Annotated in this window: 18 protein-coding genes and 2 pseudogenes; 6 read left to right on the top strand and 14 right to left on the bottom strand. The window is 62.0% G+C overall.

Annotation, left to right across the window (positions count from 1 at the left end):
- Positions 1–174: 174 nt before the first annotated feature.
- Together BBBR_RS04175 and BBBR_RS04170 are read right to left on the bottom strand one after the other, a co-directional pair.
- Entirely contained in the window at positions 175–798 is a 624-nt protein-coding gene (locus tag BBBR_RS04175; RefSeq protein WP_003829170.1) for a DUF47 domain-containing protein, read from the bottom strand.
- A 17-nt stretch (positions 799–815) separates the two neighbouring features.
- Positions 816–1,868 (bottom strand): inorganic phosphate transporter, encoded by a 1,053-nt coding sequence (locus BBBR_RS04170; RefSeq protein WP_003829169.1) that lies wholly within the window; start codon positions 1,866–1,868, stop codon positions 816–818.
- A 251-nt stretch (positions 1,869–2,119) separates the two neighbouring features.
- Between BBBR_RS04170 and BBBR_RS04165 the strand changes: the two genes are divergently transcribed.
- Positions 2,120–3,415, top strand: a complete 1,296-nt coding sequence (locus BBBR_RS04165) for an alpha-amylase family protein (protein ID WP_032738176.1) — start codon at positions 2,120–2,122, stop codon at positions 3,413–3,415.
- A 39-nt stretch (positions 3,416–3,454) separates the two neighbouring features.
- Here the strand turns inward: BBBR_RS04165 and BBBR_RS04160 are convergent, their stop codons facing one another.
- The 5 genes from BBBR_RS04160 to BBBR_RS04140 all read right to left on the bottom strand — a co-directional run bounded on the left by BBBR_RS04160 (position 3,455) and on the right by BBBR_RS04140 (position 10,202).
- The gene (locus BBBR_RS04160; protein ID WP_003829166.1) at positions 3,455–5,482 is read right to left on the bottom strand and encodes a DEAD/DEAH box helicase; all 2,028 of its coding nucleotides are present in this window, start codon (positions 5,480–5,482) and stop codon (positions 3,455–3,457) included.
- A 372-nt stretch (positions 5,483–5,854) separates the two neighbouring features.
- Positions 5,855–7,144: a uracil-xanthine permease family protein gene (locus tag BBBR_RS04155; protein WP_003829163.1), complete on the bottom strand. Its 1,290-nt coding sequence runs from the start codon at positions 7,142–7,144 to the stop codon at positions 5,855–5,857.
- Positions 7,145–7,249: 105 nt separating this feature from the next.
- Entirely contained in the window at positions 7,250–8,080 is an 831-nt protein-coding gene (locus tag BBBR_RS04150) for a histidine phosphatase family protein (protein WP_003829161.1), read from the bottom strand.
- A gap of 50 nt (positions 8,081–8,130) precedes the next feature.
- Complete coding sequence (locus tag BBBR_RS04145) at positions 8,131–8,712, bottom strand: haloacid dehalogenase-like hydrolase (protein WP_003829159.1); 582 nt, start codon at positions 8,710–8,712, stop codon at positions 8,131–8,133.
- Positions 8,713–8,831: 119 nt separating this feature from the next.
- Positions 8,832–10,202: an MFS transporter gene (locus tag BBBR_RS04140; RefSeq protein WP_003829157.1), complete on the bottom strand. Its 1,371-nt coding sequence runs from the start codon at positions 10,200–10,202 to the stop codon at positions 8,832–8,834.
- Between the two features lie 220 nt (positions 10,203–10,422).
- Here BBBR_RS04140 and BBBR_RS11360 point away from each other — a divergent pair.
- A pseudogene (locus tag BBBR_RS11360) lies at positions 10,423–10,530 on the top strand (YccF domain-containing protein); the annotation flags it as partial.
- Between the two features lie 132 nt (positions 10,531–10,662).
- Complete coding sequence (locus tag BBBR_RS04130; RefSeq protein WP_015438725.1) at positions 10,663–11,025, top strand: VOC family protein; 363 nt, start codon at positions 10,663–10,665, stop codon at positions 11,023–11,025.
- A gap of 139 nt (positions 11,026–11,164) precedes the next feature.
- Here BBBR_RS04130 and BBBR_RS04125 read toward each other — a convergent pair.
- The 7 genes and pseudogenes from BBBR_RS04125 to BBBR_RS04095 form a co-directional block, all read right to left on the bottom strand.
- Positions 11,165–11,782 (bottom strand): annotated as a pseudogene (locus BBBR_RS04125) (sulfite exporter TauE/SafE family protein); the annotation flags it as partial.
- Positions 11,752–12,117, bottom strand: coding sequence for a transposase (locus BBBR_RS04120; RefSeq protein ID WP_225851426.1), 366 nt, complete (start codon positions 12,115–12,117; stop codon positions 11,752–11,754). The pseudogene BBBR_RS04125 and the gene BBBR_RS04120, both read right to left, overlap by 31 nt.
- 97 nt (positions 12,118–12,214) lie before the next feature.
- Complete coding sequence (locus BBBR_RS04115; RefSeq protein ID WP_003829152.1) at positions 12,215–13,015, bottom strand: sulfite exporter TauE/SafE family protein; 801 nt, start codon at positions 13,013–13,015, stop codon at positions 12,215–12,217.
- A gap of 48 nt (positions 13,016–13,063) precedes the next feature.
- Positions 13,064–14,407, bottom strand: a complete 1,344-nt coding sequence (locus BBBR_RS04110) for an anaerobic sulfatase maturase (protein WP_003829150.1) — start codon at positions 14,405–14,407, stop codon at positions 13,064–13,066.
- A gap of 122 nt (positions 14,408–14,529) precedes the next feature.
- Positions 14,530–16,056: a sulfatase-like hydrolase/transferase gene (locus BBBR_RS04105; protein ID WP_003829148.1), complete on the bottom strand. Its 1,527-nt coding sequence runs from the start codon at positions 16,054–16,056 to the stop codon at positions 14,530–14,532.
- A gap of 89 nt (positions 16,057–16,145) precedes the next feature.
- Positions 16,146–17,573 (bottom strand): sugar porter family MFS transporter, encoded by a 1,428-nt coding sequence (locus BBBR_RS04100; protein ID WP_003829146.1) that lies wholly within the window; start codon positions 17,571–17,573, stop codon positions 16,146–16,148.
- 252 nt (positions 17,574–17,825) lie between these two features.
- A complete protein-coding gene (locus BBBR_RS04095; RefSeq protein WP_003829144.1) occupies positions 17,826–18,665 on the bottom strand; it encodes a D-hexose-6-phosphate mutarotase in 840 nt (279 codons plus the stop codon).
- A 318-nt stretch (positions 18,666–18,983) separates the two neighbouring features.
- Between BBBR_RS04095 and BBBR_RS04090 the strand changes: the two genes are divergently transcribed.
- The 3 genes from BBBR_RS04090 (at position 18,984) to nagB (ending at position 22,096) form a co-directional block, all read left to right on the top strand.
- Positions 18,984–20,168: an ROK family protein gene (locus tag BBBR_RS04090; protein WP_003829142.1), complete on the top strand. Its 1,185-nt coding sequence runs from the start codon at positions 18,984–18,986 to the stop codon at positions 20,166–20,168.
- Between the two features lie 55 nt (positions 20,169–20,223).
- A complete protein-coding gene (locus BBBR_RS04085) occupies positions 20,224–21,198 on the top strand; it encodes an ROK family protein (RefSeq protein ID WP_003829141.1) in 975 nt (324 codons plus the stop codon).
- 85 nt (positions 21,199–21,283) lie between these two features.
- Entirely contained in the window at positions 21,284–22,096 is an 813-nt protein-coding gene (gene nagB, locus BBBR_RS04080) for a glucosamine-6-phosphate deaminase (RefSeq protein WP_003829139.1), read from the top strand.
- Positions 22,097–22,119: the final 23 nt, after the last annotated feature.

The raw sequence follows: 22,119 nt of genomic DNA, 5'->3' as shown, positions 1-22,119 counted from the left end.
TGGTCAAGTAGGTCTCTCCCTCCGTCATCGCTTCGCGATGCCACCTCGAACGCGATTCAGGACAGCTTGCAGCTGACCTCTTATTCGCTCGTTGTCACTCACCCTTGCCTAAAAACACCTCCGGCGTTTTCTTCACGGCTCGGCTCATCAGAGGGAGGTTATGAAAAACCAACCTCAGCTGTTTTTCATGACGATACTGTCGATGGTGTTGGCCACGCGCTCGCAGTCGTCGGAGCACTGTTCGAGGTGACGGTACACGTCATGCCAGGCGAACACCTGCAGCGGATCGGTGCAGGTGGTGTGCAGCGTGCGCATCGACTCGATGAACAGGTGGTCGGCGTCCGTTTCGATCGTGTTGATGGCGAACACCAGTTCGCGCAACGTCTTGGAATGCCGGAATCGCGGCAGTTCGTTGACCAGCTCGCAGATGCTTTCCGTGGCGCGCACCACCATATCCGACATCTGGACCGCATCGTCGCGCATGTCGGTCACATTGTCGTAGTACATGCGGTTGAGTACGCCTTCGATGCTGTCGGTCACATCGTCGAGCACGTGGCCAAGCCCGTCGATGTCCTCGCGGTCGAACGGCGTGATGAACGCGGTCACCAGTTCGTCCATCATGTCGTGGCGCACCTCGTCCGCCGACTTCTCAATCGCGTGCATGCTGTCCATGCGTTCGCGCAGCTGGTCCGGATTGAAGTCGTGCATGACCTCGGACAGCAGCTTCGCGGCCTGGCATGCGTAGTCCGCGCTGCGGCGGAATCCGTCGAAGTAGAACACGTCTTTTTGTCTCGCCATGATGGGTGGAATCCTTTCTAGAACACGACCATGAACAGTTTGGCCATTACGAAGCTGATGAGACCGCAACCGGGGAAGGTGAACACCCAGGTGAGCATCATGTCGCGCACCACGCCGAAGTTGATGGCGGAGAGGCGGCGTACCGCGCCCACGCCCATGATGGCGCTGGTCTTGGTGTGCGTTGTGGAGACGGGGATGCCGAGCACGGTCATGACGAGCAGGCACAGCGCACTTGACAGATCGGCCGAGAAGCCTTGGTATTTCTCGAGTTTCACCATGTCCTGGCCCACGGATTTGATGATGCGTTCACCGCCGACGGACGTACCTACGCCCATGATGGTGCTGCACAGAATCATGAGCCAGACCGGAATCATCACACCGGTCACGCTGGGTTGGCCGTTGCAGAACGCCATGCCGAGGAACAGCACGCCGATGAACTTCTGGCCGTCCTGCGCGCCATGCATGAAGCTCATGGCCGCCGCGCCCACGATCTGCGCGTAGGTGAAGAACCCGTTGGTGCGGCGGCGGTCCATGCCAGCGCAAATCAGGGTCACGGCCTTGCATACCAACCAGCCGACGGCGAAGCCGAACAGGAGGCTTGCGACCAGACCGTAGAGCACCTTGACCCATTCGCCCATGTTGATGCCGCCGATGCCGCCTTGGATGGCGATGGCCGCTCCGGACAGGCCGGCGATCAGGCTGTGGCTTTCGGAGGTGGGTATGCCGAGCAGCGAGGCGCCCACGCTGTATACGACGATGGAGAACAGCGCCGCGCATAGGGCGATGAGCGCCGCGTTCGTGTCGCCGCCGAAATCGACCATGTTGCTGATGGTGGAGGCCACGGAAGCGTTGAGCTGCGTCATGATGAAGACGCCGAGGAAGTTGAAGATGGCCGCCATGATGACGGCGGAGCGTACGCGCATGCATCGCGTGGTCACGCAGGTGGCGATGGCGTTGGGTGCGTCGGTCCAGCCGTTGACGAAGATGACTCCCAGCGTCAGCAACGTTGTGACGGTCAGAGCCGGGTTGGAAAGCACTTGTTGGAGGAAATGCGCCAGTGAGACGTCCAAGGGGAATCAACACCTTCTTCTTCGGGGGCGGAAGCCGTCACACTGATTGTAACGGAAGAATGGCTACGTAGTTCCCGTGGCGCGCGGATTATATGGTGTTGTTATGTTGCGCGCCGCGCATCCTTTCGTGAAAACAGAGAGGGACAGTCGTATGCTTCGATTCGGCGCCTGCATCGACAACGCTCGTCATCTACCGAGGATTCGGTCATGCGTGTGCGAAAATGGACGCGGCGTCAATCAGGAGGTGCACGGTGGCGGTAAGCGCAGATTCGGCTCACGAGCTACACGAATGGGTGAAGTACGGGATGTTCTGGCACGTGTACCCGTTGGGATTCTGCGGCGCCGATATCCGTCCCGCCGGCCCGCGCGAATTCCATGGCCGTGGCCTTGACGCGCTGATTCCTTGGCTGGAATATGCCCGTGACTTGGGCGCTTCCGGTCTGCTGCTCGGTCCGATATTCGAATCGGCGACGCACGGGTATGACACGCTTGACCATATGCACATCGATGTGCGGCTGGGAGGAGATGCTGCATTCGACCGGCTGATCACTGCCTGCCGGGATATGGGTTTGCAAGTGATATTGGATGGCGTGTTCAACCATGTAAGCCGCAATCATCCTGCCGTTCAGGCGTCGCTTGACGAAGCCGCCGGCCGCTTGGATCCGGCCGATAACCCGTGGCACGGTCTGGTCCGCACGCATGTCGGCGATAATGGCGAACCCACTTTGGATGTGTTCGAGGGGCACGACGATCTGGTAGCGCTGGACCATTCGTCCGATAAGACCGTTGACTATGTGGCCCGTGTGATGAACTACTGGCTGGATCGTGGGGCTGCCGGTTGGCGACTTGACGCCGCGTATGCGGTGCCGAGCGTGTTCTGGGCGCGAGTGTTGCCACAGGTCAAGGCCACGCATCCGGATTCGTGGGTTTTCGGCGAGGTGATTCATGGCGATTACCCGCGCATCGTCGAGGAATCCACGATGGATTCAGTCACGCAGTATGAGCTGTGGAAGTCGATTCAGCATGCGCTGGAGACGGAGAACTTCTTTGAGTTGGATTGGAATCTCAAGCGGCATAATGCGTTCCTGGATTCCTTCGTGCCACAGACGTTCATCGGCAATCATGATGTGACGCGCATCGTCTCGCAGATAGGCTCGGCCAAAGCGGCGTTGGCGGTGGCGGTGTTGCTGACGGTTGGCGGCGTGCCGAGCATCTATTACGGTGACGAACAGGGCTATGTGGGCGTCAAGCAGGAGCGGTTCGGTGGCGACGATGATATTCGCCCGAAGTTCCCCGACTCCCCCTCCAATCTCTCCACATTGGGTGAGCCAATATACCGGTTGCATCAGGCACTGATCGCGCTGCGCCGCCGCAATCCATGGCTGATTGACGCGCGTACCGAGGCACTCGAACTGGAAAACAAGCATTTCGTCTATCGCTCAGTGAGCGCCGACGCCCAACACTCCCTAACCGTGGACCTCAACATCGAGCAATCCCCCACCTTCACCATCCACAACGCCGACGGCTCCGTAGCGTACCAATATTAACCAGCGCTTGGCCCCCTCCCTGAAGGGAGCCAAGGAACGTCATCGACGTCCGTTGCGGGTACCGGACGAGCGGAATGGCGAGCTGTTCTTCTTGGAATGGTGACGCTTCGGGCCTTGTGTATTGCCGTATTTGGCGATCATACGGCGCTCGTGACGCTTGGCTCCCTCGGAACGCTCATCACGCACGATGCGGTTCTCGTTCTTGCGGTGGATACGCTTGCTGCCTTCATGCTTACGCGAGCCGAACTCATCGCTTCGATCGTAATCGAATCTGTCTCGCCGATCGGACTTGCCGTTCTTGGAGTACTTATCGCCGCGACGGTCATCATAACGGTCATCAGATTTCTTACCGCGACGGCGATCACGGCGATCTTCATATCGAGTGTCGGCACGATCCTCGCGTCGATTGCCACGACGCTCATCGCCATGCTCGAACAGATAATCGCGACGCTCGGCCTCGGGATTGCTCATGCCGGCGCGACGTTCCGCACGGTTGCGGTTCTTCTTCATGGCCTTCTTGTTAGCTTTGCCGCCGGGCTGGTGCTGCGGCTGATCATCGTAGGACTCGCCGCCGACGTTCTCGTAGCGAGTTTCGGTCTCGGCAACGTTCTGCTCGCCACGGTTGCGATTGCGGCTATGCTTACGCTTGCTGCCGCGGCCAGACTCATCGCCAGCCATATTTTTGGCGCCCTTGTTCTTGCCCTTGCGCGGGTTGCCGACGGGCTGCGACTTGTCGAGACTCCAGCCGTCCACGCGCTCGGCTCGGTCGCCCACCAGCTCAAGCACTTCGGGCGAATCGTGAGTGACCTCAATCATCTTGGTTTTGATACCGGCCTGATTCAGCAGTCGGCGCGTTTCACGACGCTGTTCTGGCAGCACCAGGGTGACCACGTCGCCGGCCTTGCCGGCGCGGGCGGTACGACCGGAGCGGTGCACGAACGACTTCGGGTCGGCCGGCGGCTCGACCTGCACCACAAGCTCCACGCCGCCGACGTCGATACCACGGGCGGCCACGTCGGTGGCCACCATGACGCGCACATCACCGGAGTCGAAGGCAGCGAGATTGCGGTCGCGCTGGTTCTGGCTCAAATTGCCGTGCAGTTCGGCGGCCGGAATGCCGTTCTGAGTCAGGTTCTTGGCGAGCTTCTTGGCCTGGAACTTGGTGCGGGTAAACAGGATACGACGGCCAGTACCGGAGGCCAACGTACGTACAAGCTCATGCTTGTCGCCGCGCGTGGTTTCAAACACATGGTGGGTCATCAAATCCGGTTCGGCGGTGGCCGAATCGACCTCGTGCACCTTGGGATCATGCAGGAAGGTGTTCACCACTTCATCCACGCCATGATCGAGCGTGGCGGAGAACAGCATATGCTGGGCGTTGGGAGAAATCTGCTCAAGCAGTCGCTTGACCGGCGGCAGGAAGCCCATGTCGGCCATTTCGTCGGCCTCGTCGATTACCACGACTTCGACGGACGAAAGCGTGAGCGCTTTCTGACGCAGCAAATCCTCAAGACGGCCCGGGCAGGCGACCACGATATCGGCGCCGGCCTTCAAATCACGCACCTGATGGATGTACTTGACACCGCCGTAAATCGTGGTGGTATTCATCCCAAACGCATGGGCCAACGGCATCAGCACGTCATTGATCTGGTTGGCCAGCTCACGGGTGGGGGCCAGCACGAGTCCGCGCGGATGGGGCAGGAAATCATCGGAGCGGCGCTCCTCAAGACTTGCCTTCTTGCGACGCTTAATTTCATCGCGGAATTCCTTCATCGCGGTTTGGCCAAGCGAATCATAGGATCCAAGACGAGTGACCAGAGGAATCGAAAAGGCGAGGGTCTTGCCGGAACCGGTACGGCCTCGGCCGAGAACGTCGCGCCCGGCCAACGAGTCGGGCAAAGTATCGGCCTGAATGGGGAACGCGGTCTTTTTCCCGTCCGCCGCGAGCACGCGTACCAACAGTCCGGGTACGCCAAGTTCACCAAAGGTAATGGGTTTGAATTCCTCGCCGTCATTCATCGGGAAATCGGCGGAATCCTCGAAATCATCAAAATCGTTACGGGGCACAATGGCCTTTCATGTCAAAGGTTGCGCAAATTACGCAAGCTTTCCAAACCTAGCGTAAGGCCCCTACTTTGCTTGTGAATACCACGGATCTTGCTATTTCACGACGTTACTCGCACATCTTGCTTTCAACGTTTCATGAATCACTTTTTAGCCCGCGTCATATGTGTTCTTTAGCGTCAGGAAATCAGGAAATGACCCCACTCATCCTAAAATCCTGTCATTGAGACACCCTCAGTGACAGAAATTCAGGAGCATGGGTGTGATTTCCTAAAATTCTGTCGCTCACTATGACTCAGCGACAGAAATTCAGGACGAAGCCACTCTTTTCCTGAATTTCTGTCGCTGATAAAGATAAGACGGTCAAACGGGCACCTACAGCACGTCCGGATCGTCCTTGGCGATGGTGCCGGTGGCCTTGCCGATAGCCTTGAGGCCGTGGTAGGCCACGAGAATCACGATCGTACCGATGGCGATGCCGTTGAAGGACGTGCCGCCGATGGTGAACGCGAACTGGCCGATGGCGATGATCATGGTGATAGCGGCCACCATGATGTTGACCGGCTTGTCGAAGTTGACCTTGTTCTCCACCCAGATGCGAATACCAATCATGCCGATCATGCCGTAGAGCAGTGTGGTCACACCACCGAGCACGCCGGCGGGAATCGTGTTGATAACGGCGCCGAACTTCGGGCACAGGCTCAGAATCAGGGCGAAGGCGGCAGCGCACCAGTAGGCGGCGGTGGAGTAGACCTTGGTGGCGGCCATAACGCCGATGTTCTCGCCGTAGGTAGTGGTGCCGGAGCCGCCGCCGAAGCCGGCGAGCGTGGTGCCAAGACCGTCGGCCATCAGGGCGGTGCCGATCTGGTTGTCGTAGTCACGGCCGGTCATCTGGGCCACGGACTTGACGTGGCCGACATTCTCGGCCACAAGCACGAGCACGACGGGCAGGAACATAGGCAGGATGGAGAAGTCGGCCTGCGGCAGGTGGAACTTCGGGAAGCCGATCCATGCGGCGTCATTAATGGCGGAGAAGTCGACCTGGCCGCGGAAGCAGGCATAAACGTAGCCGATGATCACGCCAACCAGAATATTGAGTCGACCAAGCAGTCCCTTGAACAGCACGGCGATAAGCAGCACGGCCAGCAAAGTCACGACTGCGGTATCAGGCGCGGCCTTGAAATTGGTCCATACGGAGGGCGCCAGATTGAAGCCGATAATGGCCACGATCGCACCGTTGACCACCGGCGGCATGATGATGTCGATCCACTTGGCACCGGCGTAATGCACGAGCACACCGACCAAAGCCAGCAGGATACCGGTGCACATGATGCCGAAGCTGGCGACCGCGATGCCCTTGTTGGCGGTGGTGACTGCGGTGATCGGGGCGATGAAGCCGAAGGACGAGCCCAAATAGCTTGGCAGCACGTTCTTGTTGATGAGCAAAAACAGTGCGGTGGACATGGCCGTGAAGAACAGGGTGGCGGACGGATCAAAGCCCGTGAGAATCGGCACCAGGAAGGTGGCGCCGAACATGGCGATGACGTGCTGCGCGCCGATGCCGGCGGTACGCGTCCAAGTCAGACGTTCATCAGGCTCGACCACCTCGCCGGGCTGCAACGTCTTGCCGTCGCCATGCAATTGCCACTGGAAGATATTGGACATTACTACTCTCCTCGCTCTCGGCGTCAGGCACGGCATACACACATCCGACCGCGCTGTGCGACATTGTATCTCATAGAGATTTTGCGAAGACGCACTTTGCGCAAGCTATTTGCCGTAATACTCCAGCAGGTGCGGGTCGACGGCCTGCACCACGTCCACCAAATCGCCATTGGACAGATATGGGCGTTTGAATTCGCGCCACGGCTCCACCTTGACCTCCCAACGTCCGCTCGCCTCGTCAAGCACGGGCCGGGCGGTCTGCTCCCAACGCACACGCTTGGACGTGCGACCGGTTTCGGGGTCTCGGCGCGTGTAATGCAGGCACGTGCAGTTGGTGATCTTCCAGTCGTCCGAATCGGCGCGATGCAGGAACTCCTCGTCGGCCAGATCCTCGATGGTGAGCATCAGAGCGAGCATGAAGTCGCCGTGCGTGACCATGACCACGGACTCCGAGTCGGATTTGCGGCTCAACGAGGTCAGGATGTTATGCACGCGGTCCTCGGCCACGTCGGCGATGGATTCGCCCGCCGGCGGCCGCCAGTACAACGGGTCGGTGTTCTTGAAGTTCCAGTTGCGGGCGTAGTTGGTTTTGAACTCGTCCTTGGTGATGGTGTTGATCTCGCCCCAGGAGCGTTCGCGCAGCACACGGTTCTCCTCCCACTTGGCTTTGGGCAAGGCCATGGTGGCCGCGGTCTCGCGGGTGCGCACATACGGCGAGACCATGTAGCGGTCGAACAGCTGCTGCTGGCTGACAAGCCAACGGCCAATGCAGTCGGCCTGCTTGCGGCCGGTGGCGGTGAGCCGCCATGAGCGGTCGGGCACGGTGACGTTGTCCTGCGTGTACAGGGAGTTGTCGCCTTGTTCGCCTGCTTCGACGATGACGTTCGCTTCGGATTCGCCATGTCGGATTACGTAAAGATCGAGCGGCATGCTCATCTGTGCTCCTCCTTCGTTGTCGGTGACGCTTCGTTGTTCCGCGCCGTCCGCTATTTCACCCGCGTTATGGTATTCCCTTTGACCATGAACGCACGACGGGCCATATCGATCATCGGCTGGTCGAACCTCGAGTCGGTGTAGAACTCGTCGACGACGGCGTCCGGACCGTACAGCTCGCGGAATCGTCTGGCCTTGTTGGTGTTGAAGTTGAGATACGTGACCTTCATCGTCTCCATATCGACCTTGCTGGCCACGAGGTTCCGCACGCCGAGCCTGCGGCATGCCTCCCCCACCGTCAGGTCGAAGGACGCGGTGAGGATCACGTCATTCGGTTCGGGCTGGTACCAGGGCTTGATGCGCGGGTAGTTCCGATCCCAGAAATCGTTCACAAGCTGTTCGACGCTCGCCACACGCCGGGAACGGTTCAGCTCCGTGAGATAGCCTTCGGCCATCCTGCCCACGCCGTATTCCATCTGCTCAAGCGTGGCCCGCCCGAGTTTGTATTTGACCGCGTACCGCAGCACGGGTGCGATGAAGCGGAACACCTTCGGGTCGTGTCGGGCGGAATACAGGTACAGGTCGAACAGGCTTTCGCCGTCGTAGATGGTTCCGTCAAAATCGAATACGCGCATACCTTCTGCTTCTACTCTGCTGTTCCTTGTTCAAGGCTAATCATGGCAGACCGGCAAAAGCGCGAATATGCGGTGAATTTCACATGAACACTGTTTTTTTGGGGGGGGCTTCCCGGCGATCATCGTCCCCGGTCCGGCACCGCTCCGGCACGCCTGCGCGTCTGGCCGAACAGATAGACGCCGATGGGCAAGGTCAACACACCGCCGATGACGAACACCAGCGAAATCGGGATCAGGTCGGCCAGAGGCGCGAAGACCAGCATGCCCAACGGCATGCCCAGCGTGCTGAGCGTGGTGTCGAGACCAAAGACGCGGCCGACCACATGCTCATCGGACTCGGTCTGCATGATGGTGCGCATCGGACCCACGCAGATGGCGGAGGCGACGCCATTCGCCACGTCGACGAACAGGTACGCCAGCAGATTGGGCGCGACCCCGAGACCCACCACGGTCACGCCGACCAAGGTGACGCCGAGTGCGACCATACGCATGTTGTCGCGCACGACCTTGGCCCCGATGGTGGACATGAACGCGCCGCCAAGCAACATGCCGATGCTCCAGCCCAGCTCATTGGCCGCGAGCTTGTCGGAGGCGGTGGTCAGGTTGATGAACCCCAGATTCAGATCGATTCCCTCGTATTCGCGGGTCATGAGCAGCAGGGTCAGATTCATCGGGGCCACGGCGATGAAACAGGTCAGCGCGTCGCCCAACACCACGTTGCGCAGATTCGGCCGATGCCACGCGTAGTCGAATCCCACCTTGAGGTCGGCGAAGACACGGCGGACGCCGACGAGCGGCGAGCGCCCCTCCCCTTCGGGCGCGGCGTGCGCGGCACGCTCCGCCGTCGCGCGTCTCTTCGGCACCTTGATCAACGCCACGAACCCGACGCCGATGACCGCCGTGGTCACGTCGATCAGCAGGATCGACCACAACGGCACCATGTTGATGAGCACGGCGGCCACCGCCGGCGCCACTATCATGTTCGCCGAATTGATCACACCGTATATCGAATTGACGCGCAGCAGTTTGCCGGAGGGCACGACGTCCGGGATGAACGACTGTACGGCCGGCGTCTGGATGCCGCCGCCCGCCGAACGGATGAGCAGCACCACGAAGATCGTGGCCAGTCCGGCCCACCCCATCGCGAAGCCCAACGACAACACGACGGTGACGGCGGCGATCACCATGTCCGGCAGCATGATCAGCAGTTTGCGATTATGGCGGTCCGCCCATGAGCCGCCGAAAATCGAGACCACGGCCTGCGGCACCACGCCGAACAGAGTGGCCAGCAGCATCGCCGAACCGGTTCTGGTCTGCAATACGATCCACCACCAGATGGCGTACTGCACGATGCTGGAGCCCAACAGCGAGAACGCCTGACCGATGAGCAGCAACGCCACACGCCGGACCCACGCGGCATCGGCCCCCTCGTTCGCCATGGCCTCAGCATACGCGCCAGGACCGTCCACCCCATCGGACGTCACGGGCATGGTCGCTCCAATCTACTCGTCTACTCGGCGCCTCAAGACGCATGGGCCTGGTCCCGGCCCCGCTCCACCTCACACCAGTACCATAGAATGGAGGTCCGATATACCATCCGGCATCTTCCGGGACACGATCGAGCGTGAGGAACCCGCTATGCGAATCATCGGCAATATTCTATAGATCGTTCCGGTCGGATTGGCGATCGCGGTCTCCTGAGTGTTAATCGGATTGGTCCTGTGCGTCACCGTCATCGGCATTCCTCTGGGAATCCAGTCGTTCAAAATGTCCAAACTCGCGCTCTGGCCGTTCGGGGCGAGCATCCACGGGCAGTAGGGTCATCGCGGCGCGGGCGGCAACGGCCCGGACTTCGCGACCTTCCAGAACGCCGCCCTTCCGATTCACATCGTTTGCCGTCTATCATGGAATTCGGATACACAACGCACCGAACGCATGAAAGGACAGATCATGATCAACCATGTGACCGTCAAGGTGAAGGATTTCGACAAGGAGGAGGCGTTCTACGAGGCCGCCCTGGCGCCGCTGGGCTACAGCAAGGGCCCCGCTTTCCCGGGCGTTCAGGCATTCGTGGCGGAAGACGGTTCGTCGGTGTGGGTTTCCACCGCCGCTGAAGGCGATACCGTCGCGCCGGTCCACGTGGCGTTCGAAGCCGCCGGCGACGACGCCGTGAAGGCGTTCCACGAGGCGGGTCTGGCCAACGGCGGCACCGACAACGGCCAGCCCGGCCCGCGTCCGAACTACGGTCCGACCTACTATGCCGCGTTCGTGCATGATCCGGAAGGCAACAACATCGAAGCCATGCACAACTGATCAATCACCGACTGATCGAACGGGGGTCCCGTCGGACGGAACACGTCTTCCATCCGGCGGGATCGTCATGTTTCCCCGCCCACGCCCATGAATCGTCGCACCGCCGCGTCCGTCCGACATGCCCCAGCGGCCGAGGCCATCACAGGTACGTGCTCCAGCCAAGCCTGACGGCAAGGATGATGCCGGTCAACACGGCGGCGGCCCGCATGACGTCCTCCGGAATGCGCCGGGTGATGGGAGGCGCGATCGCACTGCCGATGGTGCAGCCAATGCACATCATGATGGCGAACGGCCAGTAGACGGAACCACGGATGATGAACATGATTGCGGCGGAGATATTCGCGCCGAAGCCGACCACGGTTTTCAACGCGTTGATCTGATGGAACGGGCCGATTTTGCCCAAATCGAGAATCGCCAGGGCGAGCGTGCCGGCGGCCGCGCCGAAATAGCCGGAATAGACACCGACGAAGCTCACGCCGACCCACAGCCACCACGGATCGTCGCACAACGCGCCGTTCGTCGTCGCCCCGGCGATCCGCGCGGCATGCTCCGCCTGATACGATCGCGGCAGCGCCCGCGCCACGGCGTCGCGCGCGGCCGCTTTCCTCCGTGGGTTGAGCGCGATGATGAGCGCACTGAACAGAATCAACGGCGGCACCGCGAACTCAAAGACCTTCGCGGGCAATTCAAGCAGCAACAGGCCGCCGATGACGCCGCCGACCAGACCTATGCAGGCATAGACAGCCACACGCCCGCCCGGTACTCGCGGCACCAGCGTTGCAGCGGCGCGACGCTCGCCACATCGTATTTGGCCATGACCTCGGTCACCGTCAGGCCGTTGTCGACATGGTCGCGGGCCGCGGCGGCCTTCGTCTCCCAGTCGTATCGTCTGCTGCCCTGCGCACCCATGAACGACTCCTCGCCGCCGGACCTATACAACATGGTCCATTGTTTCGCGGTATATGCCGGCATCGCAAGCCGGCGGGCAAGCGATACGTAACCCACGCCGGCCTTGATGAGCCCCAATGCCTCGCGCCGGAACCCGTCGTCGTAACGTTCCCTCCGATCCTCACGCATACGAAAGAACCGCACCTCCGATCATCGAATCTGAATTTCCTCAGTCCAACAATCGGGGTGCGGTTCAAGCCGTTTGGCTCGGGAGTTTTGTCATGCCGGCGCGCCTGCCGAATCAGTTTCCAAGCAACGTGGAAACCAGAGTGCCGACGGCGACCAGCAGCAGGAGCACGCCGAACAACAGCGTCAAGGTGCTTTCCCTGACACGGCGCGAGGCCGGCGCGCCAATCAGTCCTCCGCACATCGAGGCCAGCGCGAAGACCACGACCACCATCCAGTCGACGCTGATGCTGGTGCCGATGCGCGAAACCAGTCCGACAACCGAAGCGATGATCATCACCAACAGCGATGTCGAGGATGCCTCGCGCATCGTGAATCCGAGTGCCAGCACCAGCATCGGTACCACGGCGAAACCGCCGCCCACACCGAAGAAGCCGGTGAGGAAGCCGGTCGCGGTGGCACAAGCGATCAGCAGAGGCAGACCGCGCCCCCCACGTCGGCCGGAGGACGCGCCCTCGGCGCCCGCGGCGCCGCTCCCATCGGCACGGCGGGCGCGGAACGCCTTGCGCAGCATCATGACGCCCACGGCGACCAACAGCACGCTGAACAGCAGCATCAACGTCCGTGGGTCGACGAGCACGGACAGACGCGATCCGAGCACAGTGCCTACCGAGGACAGCACGCCGAAGACCAGCCCGTCACGCCAGCGCACATGCCCTTCGCGCGAACGTGGTATCAACGAGACCAGCGCGGTTAGGCCGACGATGACCAGAGAGCCGGCCGAGGCTGCATGGGGCTCCTGTCCCAGCAGATACACAAGCACCGGCACCGACAGGATGCCGCCTCCGGCGCCCAGTGCGCCGACGACGACGCCGACGCCCAATCCGACGGCCAGCGCCACAATCAACTCAACCATCCGCGATCTCCTTGCATCCTCTTACCCGCTCCCACACGAGGAAAGCGGTCACCGCGAGGCGCGCACCTGTCGGCGCACCTGCGAATCCATGATTTCGGCGGGCGCGCGGTTCGCCCGCAGCAGCCGCGCCATGCCAACAATATCGGGGTGGATATGCCCGTAGAACTCGGTGTAGCCGGGGCAAAGGTAGTTCTGCCCCTCCTGTCCGTCGACGGACTTGACGAAGCGGTCCTTGGGACAGCCTCCGTTGCACATGCGCAGATACGGGCATCGGCGGCACTGATCGGTCAGCTCGATGCGCTTTTTCCTGGCGAAGCGGCGCATGATCTCGCTGTGCGCCAGCGAGTGGAAGTCCTCCTTGAGCACATTGCCGACGAGCCAATCCGGCTCGACCCAATGGTCGCAGGCGTAGACGTCGCCGTTGAATTCAAGCGCGAAGTTGTTCCCGCATTCGGGCGCATGCACGCACACGGCGTATTGCCCAAACAACGCGCCGAGGGCCGCATCGAAGTCCTGCACGAACACCCGTCCGACGTCCCGCGAGATCCATTCGTCGAAGATCTCGCTAAGGAACCGCCCGTATTGCGCCGGCCGCGTGGAGCGCGAGGTGACCGCGTCCCCGGCCTGACGGTACAGCATGCCGACGCCCTGCCCGCCGGTGGCGCGCCAGCCGTCGTGTTCGGCACGCTCGAGCTGCGAGGGATCGACGCGTTCGACGATGGGGATGAACTGCATGAAGTCGGCGCCGAGCTCATCGCGGAAATACCGGTAGACCTCAAGCCCATGCTCCTCGTTCGCGTGGTGTACCGTGCACAGGACATTGCAACGCACGCCGGCCTGACGCAGGATGTTCCAACCGCGAATCACCATCGCATGCGTGCCGCGGCCGGCGCGGTTGAGCCGGTAGGCGTCGTGATATGGCTCGGGACCGTCGATCGAGACACCGACGAGCACGTCGTTGGCCTTGAGGAACTCTGCCCACTCCTCGTCGATCAGCGTGCCATTGGTCTGCATCGCGTGGACGACATGCTGCCCGGGACGGCGATAGCGTTCGCACAGCTTGACGAGGGTGCGGAAGAATGGCAGGCCGCGCAGGGTCGGCTCACCGCCCTGCCAGAGCATAGTCACCTCGCCGTCGGGACTGGCGGCCAGATATTCGGCGACATATGTGGCCAACGTCTCCTCGTTCATCTGCTGTCGCTTGGTGGCGTAAAGCAGTTCCTTGGACAGGAAGAAGCAATACTGGCAGTCGAGGTTGCATGCCGCGCCGGTGGGCTTGGCAACGACGGAGAACGGCAGTTGGCGGCGCGTGAGCGGTCCCGCGGGAATCGCGTCCCCGGCGGCGGCCCCGCCATCGTCCCGTATCGTCCGTGGTGCCGTCGCGATTGTCATATGAACTCCTTGATCCAACGCATTCCGTCGATACATGTCTACTCCTCCGTCCCTATATCTGTCCCGGACGGGAATGGGACGGCGGCCGTCCGACGGTTGCGTCGGGCGACCGCAGCACGGCGTTACTTGGCGACTTGGTCCCAGTCGGAGCGCGCGGTGTTCTCCAGCGGAATGTCGAAGTCGGTCATCGCGGCCATCCACTTGGCGAAGGAGCTGTCGCCGCGCTCGACCAACTGGCGGTAAAGCTCGGCGGCCATCTCACGGCGCACCTTGTCATAGGCCGGCGCCGCATAGACGTTGTTAATCTCGCTCGGGTCCTGCCTGAGATCGTAGAGCTCATCCAGCGACTCGTGGTTGATGACCAGCTTGTAATCATCGGTGCGCAGCATGCGCTGCTGGATCGGGAAATGCAGGCCGTGGAACTCGCATACGATGTTCCTGCGCCAATCCGGGACCTCGACGCCGCGCGCCAAATCGACGACGGAGCGGCCGTCCTCCACCTGCGCCGGGTCAAGTCCAGCGATCTCCATGAAGGTGGCGGTCATGTCGATGAGCTGCACATAATCATTGCACTTCGTGCCGTGCGTGAGCCCCGGGATGCGTGCGATGAACGGAATGCGATAGATGTCGTCGTACATGGCCGGGCCCTTGTCGTTGAGCCGGTGCGAGCCAGTGAACTCACCGTGGTCGGCGCAGAAGAACATGGCCGTGTCATCCATCAGGCCCAATTCGCGCGCCACGTCGAGGATGCGGCCGATCTCAAAGTCGATCATGGCCACATATCCCCAATAGACGGCGATGAGCTTCCTCCACTGGTCGTTGTCGAAGGAGGAGGTGGACCAGTAGGTCGCGTAGTTCTGCTGGACCGGCGGCTTGCCGACGAGCGTGTCGCCGAAGCTCTTGGGCAGCATGACATCCTTCGGATCCATGAGGTCGAACCACTCGTCGGGGAGGAAGTAGGGCAGATGCGGGCCGAAGAAATGCACATCCAGGCTGAACGGCTTGCCTGTCTCCTTGTATTCCTTGGCGTATTGGCGCAGACGTGCAATGGATCGGTCGGCGATGAAGCGCTCGAAGGTCGCCTCCTCCGGCTGCTCGAGCCGCGCCGCGATGATATGGCCGTCACGGTTGCCCGGCAGCTTGCCGCGCCAGATATCGTGGGCCTTGACCGGCGGCAGGTCGTTCTCCTTGAGCCAGGCGACGTATTCCTCGTTGGCCACCGGGTTCTCGGCGCCCCAGAAGGTGTCATCGTCGCAGCCGAACTTGTCGGGCAGATTAGTGCCGCAATGGTATTTGCCGACCATGCCGACGTTGTATCCGGCGTCGCGCAGCGCCTGTGTGTAGGTCCAGTCGGTTTCCGGGATGGCGGTGGAATAGGCGATGTTCCACTCCGGGTTGGCGAGCGTCTGGTGCTTGAACGGCAGCTGGCCGGTGAGCATCGAGGAACGCGCGGGGGTGCAGATCGCGGAGGGGGTGAAGGCCTTGGTGAACAGGCATCCATCGGCGGCGAGGGAGTCGATGTTCGGCGTCTGCGCATGGGTGTTGCCCATGCATCCGAGGGTGTCGATGCGATGCTGGTCGGTCATGAAGGTGATGATGTTGCGCACGTTGTCCGGGACGACGCGCGGTTTGGTCTGGCTGTCTGCCATGAGAAGCTCCTTTGGTTGGTGCGGGTGTTGTTATGAACACGGGGATACGCGGCGGGCCGGACGGACCGGCCCGCCGGAGGGGAAGCGGCTCAGTCGCCCATTTCCTCGAGGGACTTGCCGTTGGTCTCGTGCAGATACTTCTTGGCGAAGATCACCGCCAGCACGCCGAAGACGAAGAACGCCCAGTAGGCGACGGCCGGCGACCATTCGACGACGTAGGGGAAGAGCAGCACGACAAGGAAGTTGACGAAGAAGTCGGCGCCAGAGGCCAGGGACATGGCGCTGCCGCGGATCTGGTTCGGGAACATCTCGCCCATCATCACCGAGAAGATCGGACCCCAGGAGGAGGTGAAGCCGAGCAGGAAGCAGCACAGGGCAGCGACGGCGAGGAAGCCGAGCACGGGGCTGTGGCTGATGTCGGGGCCATTGGGACCGCTCGGAGCGACGGTGAAAACGGTGGCGACCACGGCCAGCGAGATGAAGATCAGCGTGCCGCCGTACATCAGCATGCGCTTGCGGCCGACGCGGTCGACCAGCAGGATGCCCGCGGTCACACCGATGATCTTGAAGACGGTCAGGATCAGTGTCTGCTGGAAGGCCGCGGACTCAGGGACGCCGACCGCTTCGAACAGGGTGTTGGAGTAGAAGAAGATGCCGTTGGTGCCGGTCAGCTGCTGGAAGGCGGCGAGCGCCATGCCCACGCAGACGAGGCCACGCCACTTCGAACGCAGTACGGCGAAGATGCCAAGGGCCTCGTTGACGCCGCCGAGCGAGCGCTGGATGGACTCGACCTGCGCGGTGACATCGTCGGTGCCGGACAGACGCTCAAGCACCTTGGAGGCCTGCTCGTTCCTGCCCTTGGAGACCAGATAGCGCGGAGACTCGGGGATGAACGGCATGAGGATCATGTAGACCAGGGCCGGCACGATCAGGCACAGGAACATGCACTGCCACGCCTTGATGCCGAGAAACACCTCGGCGGAAGAATCGCCGGCGAGATTGGTCATCACCAGATTGACGACCGCCGCGAAGAGCAGGCCGAGGATGATAGCGAGCTGGCGGAAGGAGATCAGGCGTCCGCGGATGCGCGCCGGGGAGATCTCGGCGACGTATCCCGGGGCGACGGTCGTCGCAGCGCCGAAGCCCATGCCACCGACGATGCGGCAGAACAGCAGGAACGGGTATCCGCCCAGATAGGGGCATAACGCGCCGAAGATGGCCTCGAACATGAGGAAAGGACCGACCAGCAGCAACACACCGCGTCTGCCAATGTAGTCGGAGAGACGGCCGGCGATCAACGAGCCGATGAGACCGCCGATGATGCCCGCGGCGCCTGCAACGCCCTTGGCGAAGGAACCAAGCTGGAATTCGCTGCCGACAGCGCTGATGGCGCCATTGAGCACCATGCCCTCGAATCCGTAGAACAGCGGGCCCAGTGTGACGATGAGCGCAAGGGTCGTGGCATATCGTTCGGCCTTTCGGGCCCGTGGCGTCAGAACCACCTGTGATTCAACCATGAAAGTATCCTTTTCTCCTTTGAATCTCGATACTGAATGCCGCTAGTGATAGCTGGCGTGATTCAGTATACATCATTTCGTCAACCTTGTTGACATATTTAGGAATAACGCACGCAAAAGACTCAAAGATTACTGAAATATCAATGGTTCACGGTGAAGAAATAATTTTTATACATATATGACACATGCGTCATTTAAAGGGCTGCGCCTGGCCCGGACCAACAACTTCGTCGGCCCGGGCCAGGCGCAGTCTCACAACGACAGCGTCTGACCCAACGTACAGGACTCCCCGGGGGCCAACTCGACCGCATGCCCGCGGCAGAGCGCTGCCTCCACACAGACGAAGGAGGACCATTCGCCGGGCGCCATGTCGGTGATCGCATCACCGATCCGCTCCCCGGGATTCCACACCACAGTCTGTTCCGCACCATCCGAACGCACATGGATGACGCGGTTGAGGACGGGATCATGCACCTCGAGCGGACGGGCGACCCCATAGACACGATCCACCTCGCCCGCGAAGGCGATGTCCTCTTCCTGCTGCACACGATCGACGCCACCGGCCGCGGCATCCCAATATCCGACGCCCGAAAGTCCGCGCACCCGCGTACGGCGCACATCACCGACTCGCAGATAGGTGTGCAGCGCCATCTCCACGCTCGCTGACGCCTCGCCCACATTGGCGACGGTCAGCGTCATTCGCAGGCTCCCGCCAGCCCCGACCTCATATACCGCACGCAACGGCTGCCCACTGGGGTCCGCCGCATCGGCGGGCAGGTCGAGCCGATATCGCACACGGCCATCCGACGAATCGGATGGATCCTCGCAATGCCAGAAACTCAGCCGCGCCGAACCATGCTTGGGACTCAAACCAAGCGCATGCCCGCCGGCATATCCCGCCCCGAACCAAGGCGTGACCACCGGCACGCCTCCCCGGATTGGCACGCCAGCCTCCAGCACCAAGGCCGACGGACGCCATATCACAGAGGGTTGTCCCACCGGCGCCCACGACAGCACCTGAGCCCCGTAATCGCTGATCTCCAGTCGGGAATCGTCGCCATTGAACTCACGAATAACAAAGGTGTCGCTCATGCGGACAATTATAGTATGTAACCTATCTAATAAATGCCACTTTCCCCGTCATCCTCATTTCATACCGCAAGGCAACATCACAAAATCGTTGCAAATATTGAAATTTCTCAATTGTATCCATCCCGACATATTTAGGCAACCATCTTGACTAATTAATTTCACCATGCTATATTTATCAATTGAAGCCTATCAACGAGCCGATTAGCCGCGCACAAGACTCGAAAAAGGAGTTCACGCCGCATGCCCGCCCGCAAAGATGACACAATAGGTATTGGCATCATCGAAAAGCGCCTCTTCAAGCGCTGACGGGAGCTTTTCATGCTGCATTTCGCATCGGAACGACCCATAAGCGAGGCTCCTTTGACCAACATCGCCACAAAAACGGTGCCGTCGGATATCCGCGCCAATAACACGATGGCCGTCTTCAACCTGCTGTTCCCCGCCACGCATATGTCCCGCGTCGAACTCAGACGGCACATCGGACTGTCACGGATGGCCATCAGCAAAGTCACCGAGGAAATGACCGACCACCGCATCATCCGAGAGACCGGCATCGACAATCGCACTGGCCGCGGCAAACGTTCGACAGTCCTCGCCATCGACACGGCATACTGGCGTGTCATCGCCATCGATCTGACGCAGTCTTTCGTCATCAGAGGCGCGCTGGTGGATCTATGCGGGCGCATCGTCCAACGCGTCGAAAGCACCGTCGAAACCACCGGTGCCATCACGATCGACGACGTCATCGCCTTGATCGGGCGTCTCCGCTCCATATCCGACCTGCCCACGCTCGGCGTGGGAGTCGCCTTGCCCGGCATCGTGGACTCGGAGGGCACGGTGCTCAACGCCGTGCACCTGGGTTGGTCCCATCTGCCGCTGCGCGCACGTCTCGAGGAAGCGCTGGGACTGCCCGTGTCGGTCAACAACTCGACGCGGATGGCGCTGATCGCCGAACGATTCTTCGGCGAGGGCTCCCCCAACTCGCTGCTGGTGCGCATTGGACAGGGTGTCGGCGCGGCGCTCTGCGTCAACGACGAGGTCGTGGACGGGCAGGCCTTCACCGCCGGCGAAATCGGGCACATCACCATCGATCCCACCGGACCGGTCTGCGCCTGTGGACGTCCGGGATGCCTGGAGACCTTCCTCTCCTCCTCGCGGCTGCATGCCATGATCGCCGAGAACCCACAACGGCGCACGCAGATCCTCTCCGAAGCCGGTCAGACCCTCGGACGGGTGCTGGCAATCCCCGCCGGGCTGCTGGACCTCGACAACATAGCGGTCTACGGTCCTCCGGAAATCGTCAGCGAAGCATTCCTTGGATCGATGAACGAGGAGCTGTCCGCAAGCATCTCCTTCGGCAATCGCACGGCACCCCGATTGTATCGATGCCAGCAGGGGGAGGACCTTGTGCTACGGGGACAGGCCGTGGTCGTCATCCGCACATGCGTTCCGACGATACGCGAAAGCGACGCGGGACCGGCGAAAGAGGAGGACCATCCGTGACCCTCACGCACCGCATATTCCACAAAACACACTTTTGCAATCGAAGGAGGACCATATGAGCGCAATCCAGGCAGGCGGAGACACGCTGCGCATCGGCATCGACGTCGGCGGCACCAAAATCGCCGGCGTGCTGCTCGCCGAGGCGGCGGACGGCGACGCGCGGCCCAAATTGCTGGCCGAGCGGTCGATACCGGCGCGGCCGGGCGCCGAACAGCTCGTCGACGACGTCGTCTCCGTCGTCGGAGCCTTGACCAAGGACGCCCCGGCCGCCGCGGGCATCGCAACGATCGGCATCGGCACCCCGGGCATGGTCGACGCGGCGACCGGCGCGGTCGAGAACATCGCCAACCTCGACATCGTGCGCGTCGAGCTCGGCGGCGAGGTCGCCCGGCGCACCGGCGTGCCCACCCGTGTCGAGAACGACGTAAACGCGGCTGCCCTCGGCGCCGCGGCCATGCTGCCGCCGACCGACGGCGCCGGCGACAAGGGCACCGTCGTCTTCCTCAACCTCGGCACCGGACTGGCGGCCGGGGTGATCCGCGGCGGCGAACTGGACCACGGATACAGCAACAATGTCGGCGAAATCGGGCATGTCCCGGTCGAACCGCACCGCTGGCCCTGCGCCTGCGGACAGCGCGGCTGCCTCGAAACTGCGGCCAGCGGCGGCGCGGCGACGCGCCTGTGGCCGCAGGACGACCCGCCGATGCCGGCGATCATCGCCAAGGCCGGCAATCCAGCCGCGCCGGACCACGCGCAGGCCGCCGAAACACTCGATACCATCGTCAGCGCGATCGCCGACGCCATCGACATCGCGGCCACGGCCATCGACCCGCGCAGCATCATTATCGGCGGCGGCATGGCGAAAACCGGCCGCCCGCTGCTCGACTGCATCACGACCGAGCTGCGTCGGCGCGAAGAGACAAGCCGCTTCGTCGCTTCGCTGCGTCTGCCCGACCGCCTGTCCCTGACCGACCCGGACCAGCCCGTCGGCGCGATCGGCGCGGCGCTGGCCGGCAGGGGCGCCATCTGACGCGCGCCGTCATTCCCACACCCATCGCTCCATAACCCATCCACCAACCCCATATCCAACCCCATATCAACGAAAGAAGGAAACCATGGCGGAAGTCATCATCGTCAAGGACGAGGCCGAGGCGGGTGAGATCTACGCGCGCTCCGTGGCCGATCTGATCAAGGCCAAGCCGGACGCGGTGCTCGGCCTGGCCACCGGCTCGAGCCCGCTGGCCGCCTATCAGGCGCTCGCCGCTCTTGTCAAGAAGGAATCGAACGACGTGAGCCAGGTGCGCGGCTTTGCGCTCGACGAGTATCTGGGACTGCCACTGACGCATCCGGAATCGTATCATTCGACGATCCACCGCACCGTGGTCGAGCCGCTCGGCCTCGACCCGGCGAAGGTGCATGTGCCCGGCGACGTTCTGGAGGGTGCTCCCCTGACCGACGGCGAGAAGGTCTCCGGCGCCGGCGCTGCGTATGACCAGGCGATCGCCGAGGCCGGCGGCGTCGACGTGCAGATCCTCGGCATCGGCACCGACGGGCACATCGGCTTCAACGAGCCCGGTTCCTCGTTGGCCTCCGGCACGCGCGTCAAGACGCTGGCCGAGCGGACCCGCATCGACAACGCACGTTTCTTCAACGACGATGTGAACCAAGTCCCGATGCACTGCATCACCCAGGGCATCGGCACGATCCTCAAGGCCCGCCATCTGGTGCTGCTCGCTTTCGGCGCGGGCAAGGCCGAGGCGATCGCCGAAACCGTCGAGGGCGGCGTCTCCGCGTTCTGCCCGGCGTCGGCGCTGCAGCTGCACCCGCACGCCACGATCATCGTCGATGAGGCGGCCGCCAGCCGTCTTCGCCACAAGGGCTACTACAAGTACGCCTTCGCGCACAAGCCGTCCTGGCAGGGCATCTGAGTCCATACGCTTGGGGATGTGGG

The sequence above is a fragment of the Bifidobacterium breve DSM 20213 = JCM 1192 genome, from assembly GCF_001025175.1.
Lineage (GTDB): Bacteria > Actinomycetota > Actinomycetes > Actinomycetales > Bifidobacteriaceae > Bifidobacterium > Bifidobacterium breve.
This window is presented reverse-complemented; position numbering and strand designations above follow the sequence as displayed.

Excerpts from the sequence above, each read along its gene's own strand:
- BBBR_RS04175 (WP_003829170.1), bottom strand. The coding sequence starts at position 798 with ATGGCGAGACAAAAAGACGTGTTCTACTTCGACGGATTCCGCCGCAGC.
- BBBR_RS04155 (WP_003829163.1), bottom strand. The coding sequence starts at position 7,144 with ATGTCCAATATCTTCCAGTGGCAATTGCATGGCGACGGCAAGACGTTG.
- BBBR_RS04150 (WP_003829161.1), bottom strand. The coding sequence starts at position 8,080 with ATGAGCATGCCGCTCGATCTTTACGTAATCCGACATGGCGAATCCGAA.
- BBBR_RS04145 (WP_003829159.1), bottom strand. The coding sequence starts at position 8,712 with ATGCGCGTATTCGATTTTGACGGAACCATCTACGACGGCGAAAGCCTG.
- BBBR_RS04140 (WP_003829157.1), bottom strand. The coding sequence starts at position 10,202 with ATGCCCGTGACGTCCGATGGGGTGGACGGTCCTGGCGCGTATGCTGAG.
- BBBR_RS04130 (WP_015438725.1), top strand. The coding sequence starts at position 10,663 with ATGATCAACCATGTGACCGTCAAGGTGAAGGATTTCGACAAGGAGGAG.
- BBBR_RS04115 (WP_003829152.1), bottom strand. The coding sequence starts at position 13,015 with ATGGTTGAGTTGATTGTGGCGCTGGCCGTCGGATTGGGCGTCGGCGTC.
- BBBR_RS04110 (WP_003829150.1), bottom strand. The coding sequence starts at position 14,407 with ATGACAATCGCGACGGCACCACGGACGATACGGGACGATGGCGGGGCC.
- BBBR_RS04105 (WP_003829148.1), bottom strand. The coding sequence starts at position 16,056 with ATGGCAGACAGCCAGACCAAACCGCGCGTCGTCCCGGACAACGTGCGC.
- BBBR_RS04100 (WP_003829146.1), bottom strand. The coding sequence starts at position 17,573 with ATGGTTGAATCACAGGTGGTTCTGACGCCACGGGCCCGAAAGGCCGAA.
- BBBR_RS04095 (WP_003829144.1), bottom strand. The coding sequence starts at position 18,665 with ATGAGCGACACCTTTGTTATTCGTGAGTTCAATGGCGACGATTCCCGA.
- BBBR_RS04090 (WP_003829142.1), top strand. The coding sequence starts at position 18,984 with ATGCTGCATTTCGCATCGGAACGACCCATAAGCGAGGCTCCTTTGACC.
- BBBR_RS04085 (WP_003829141.1), top strand. The coding sequence starts at position 20,224 with ATGAGCGCAATCCAGGCAGGCGGAGACACGCTGCGCATCGGCATCGAC.
- nagB (WP_003829139.1), top strand. The coding sequence starts at position 21,284 with ATGGCGGAAGTCATCATCGTCAAGGACGAGGCCGAGGCGGGTGAGATC.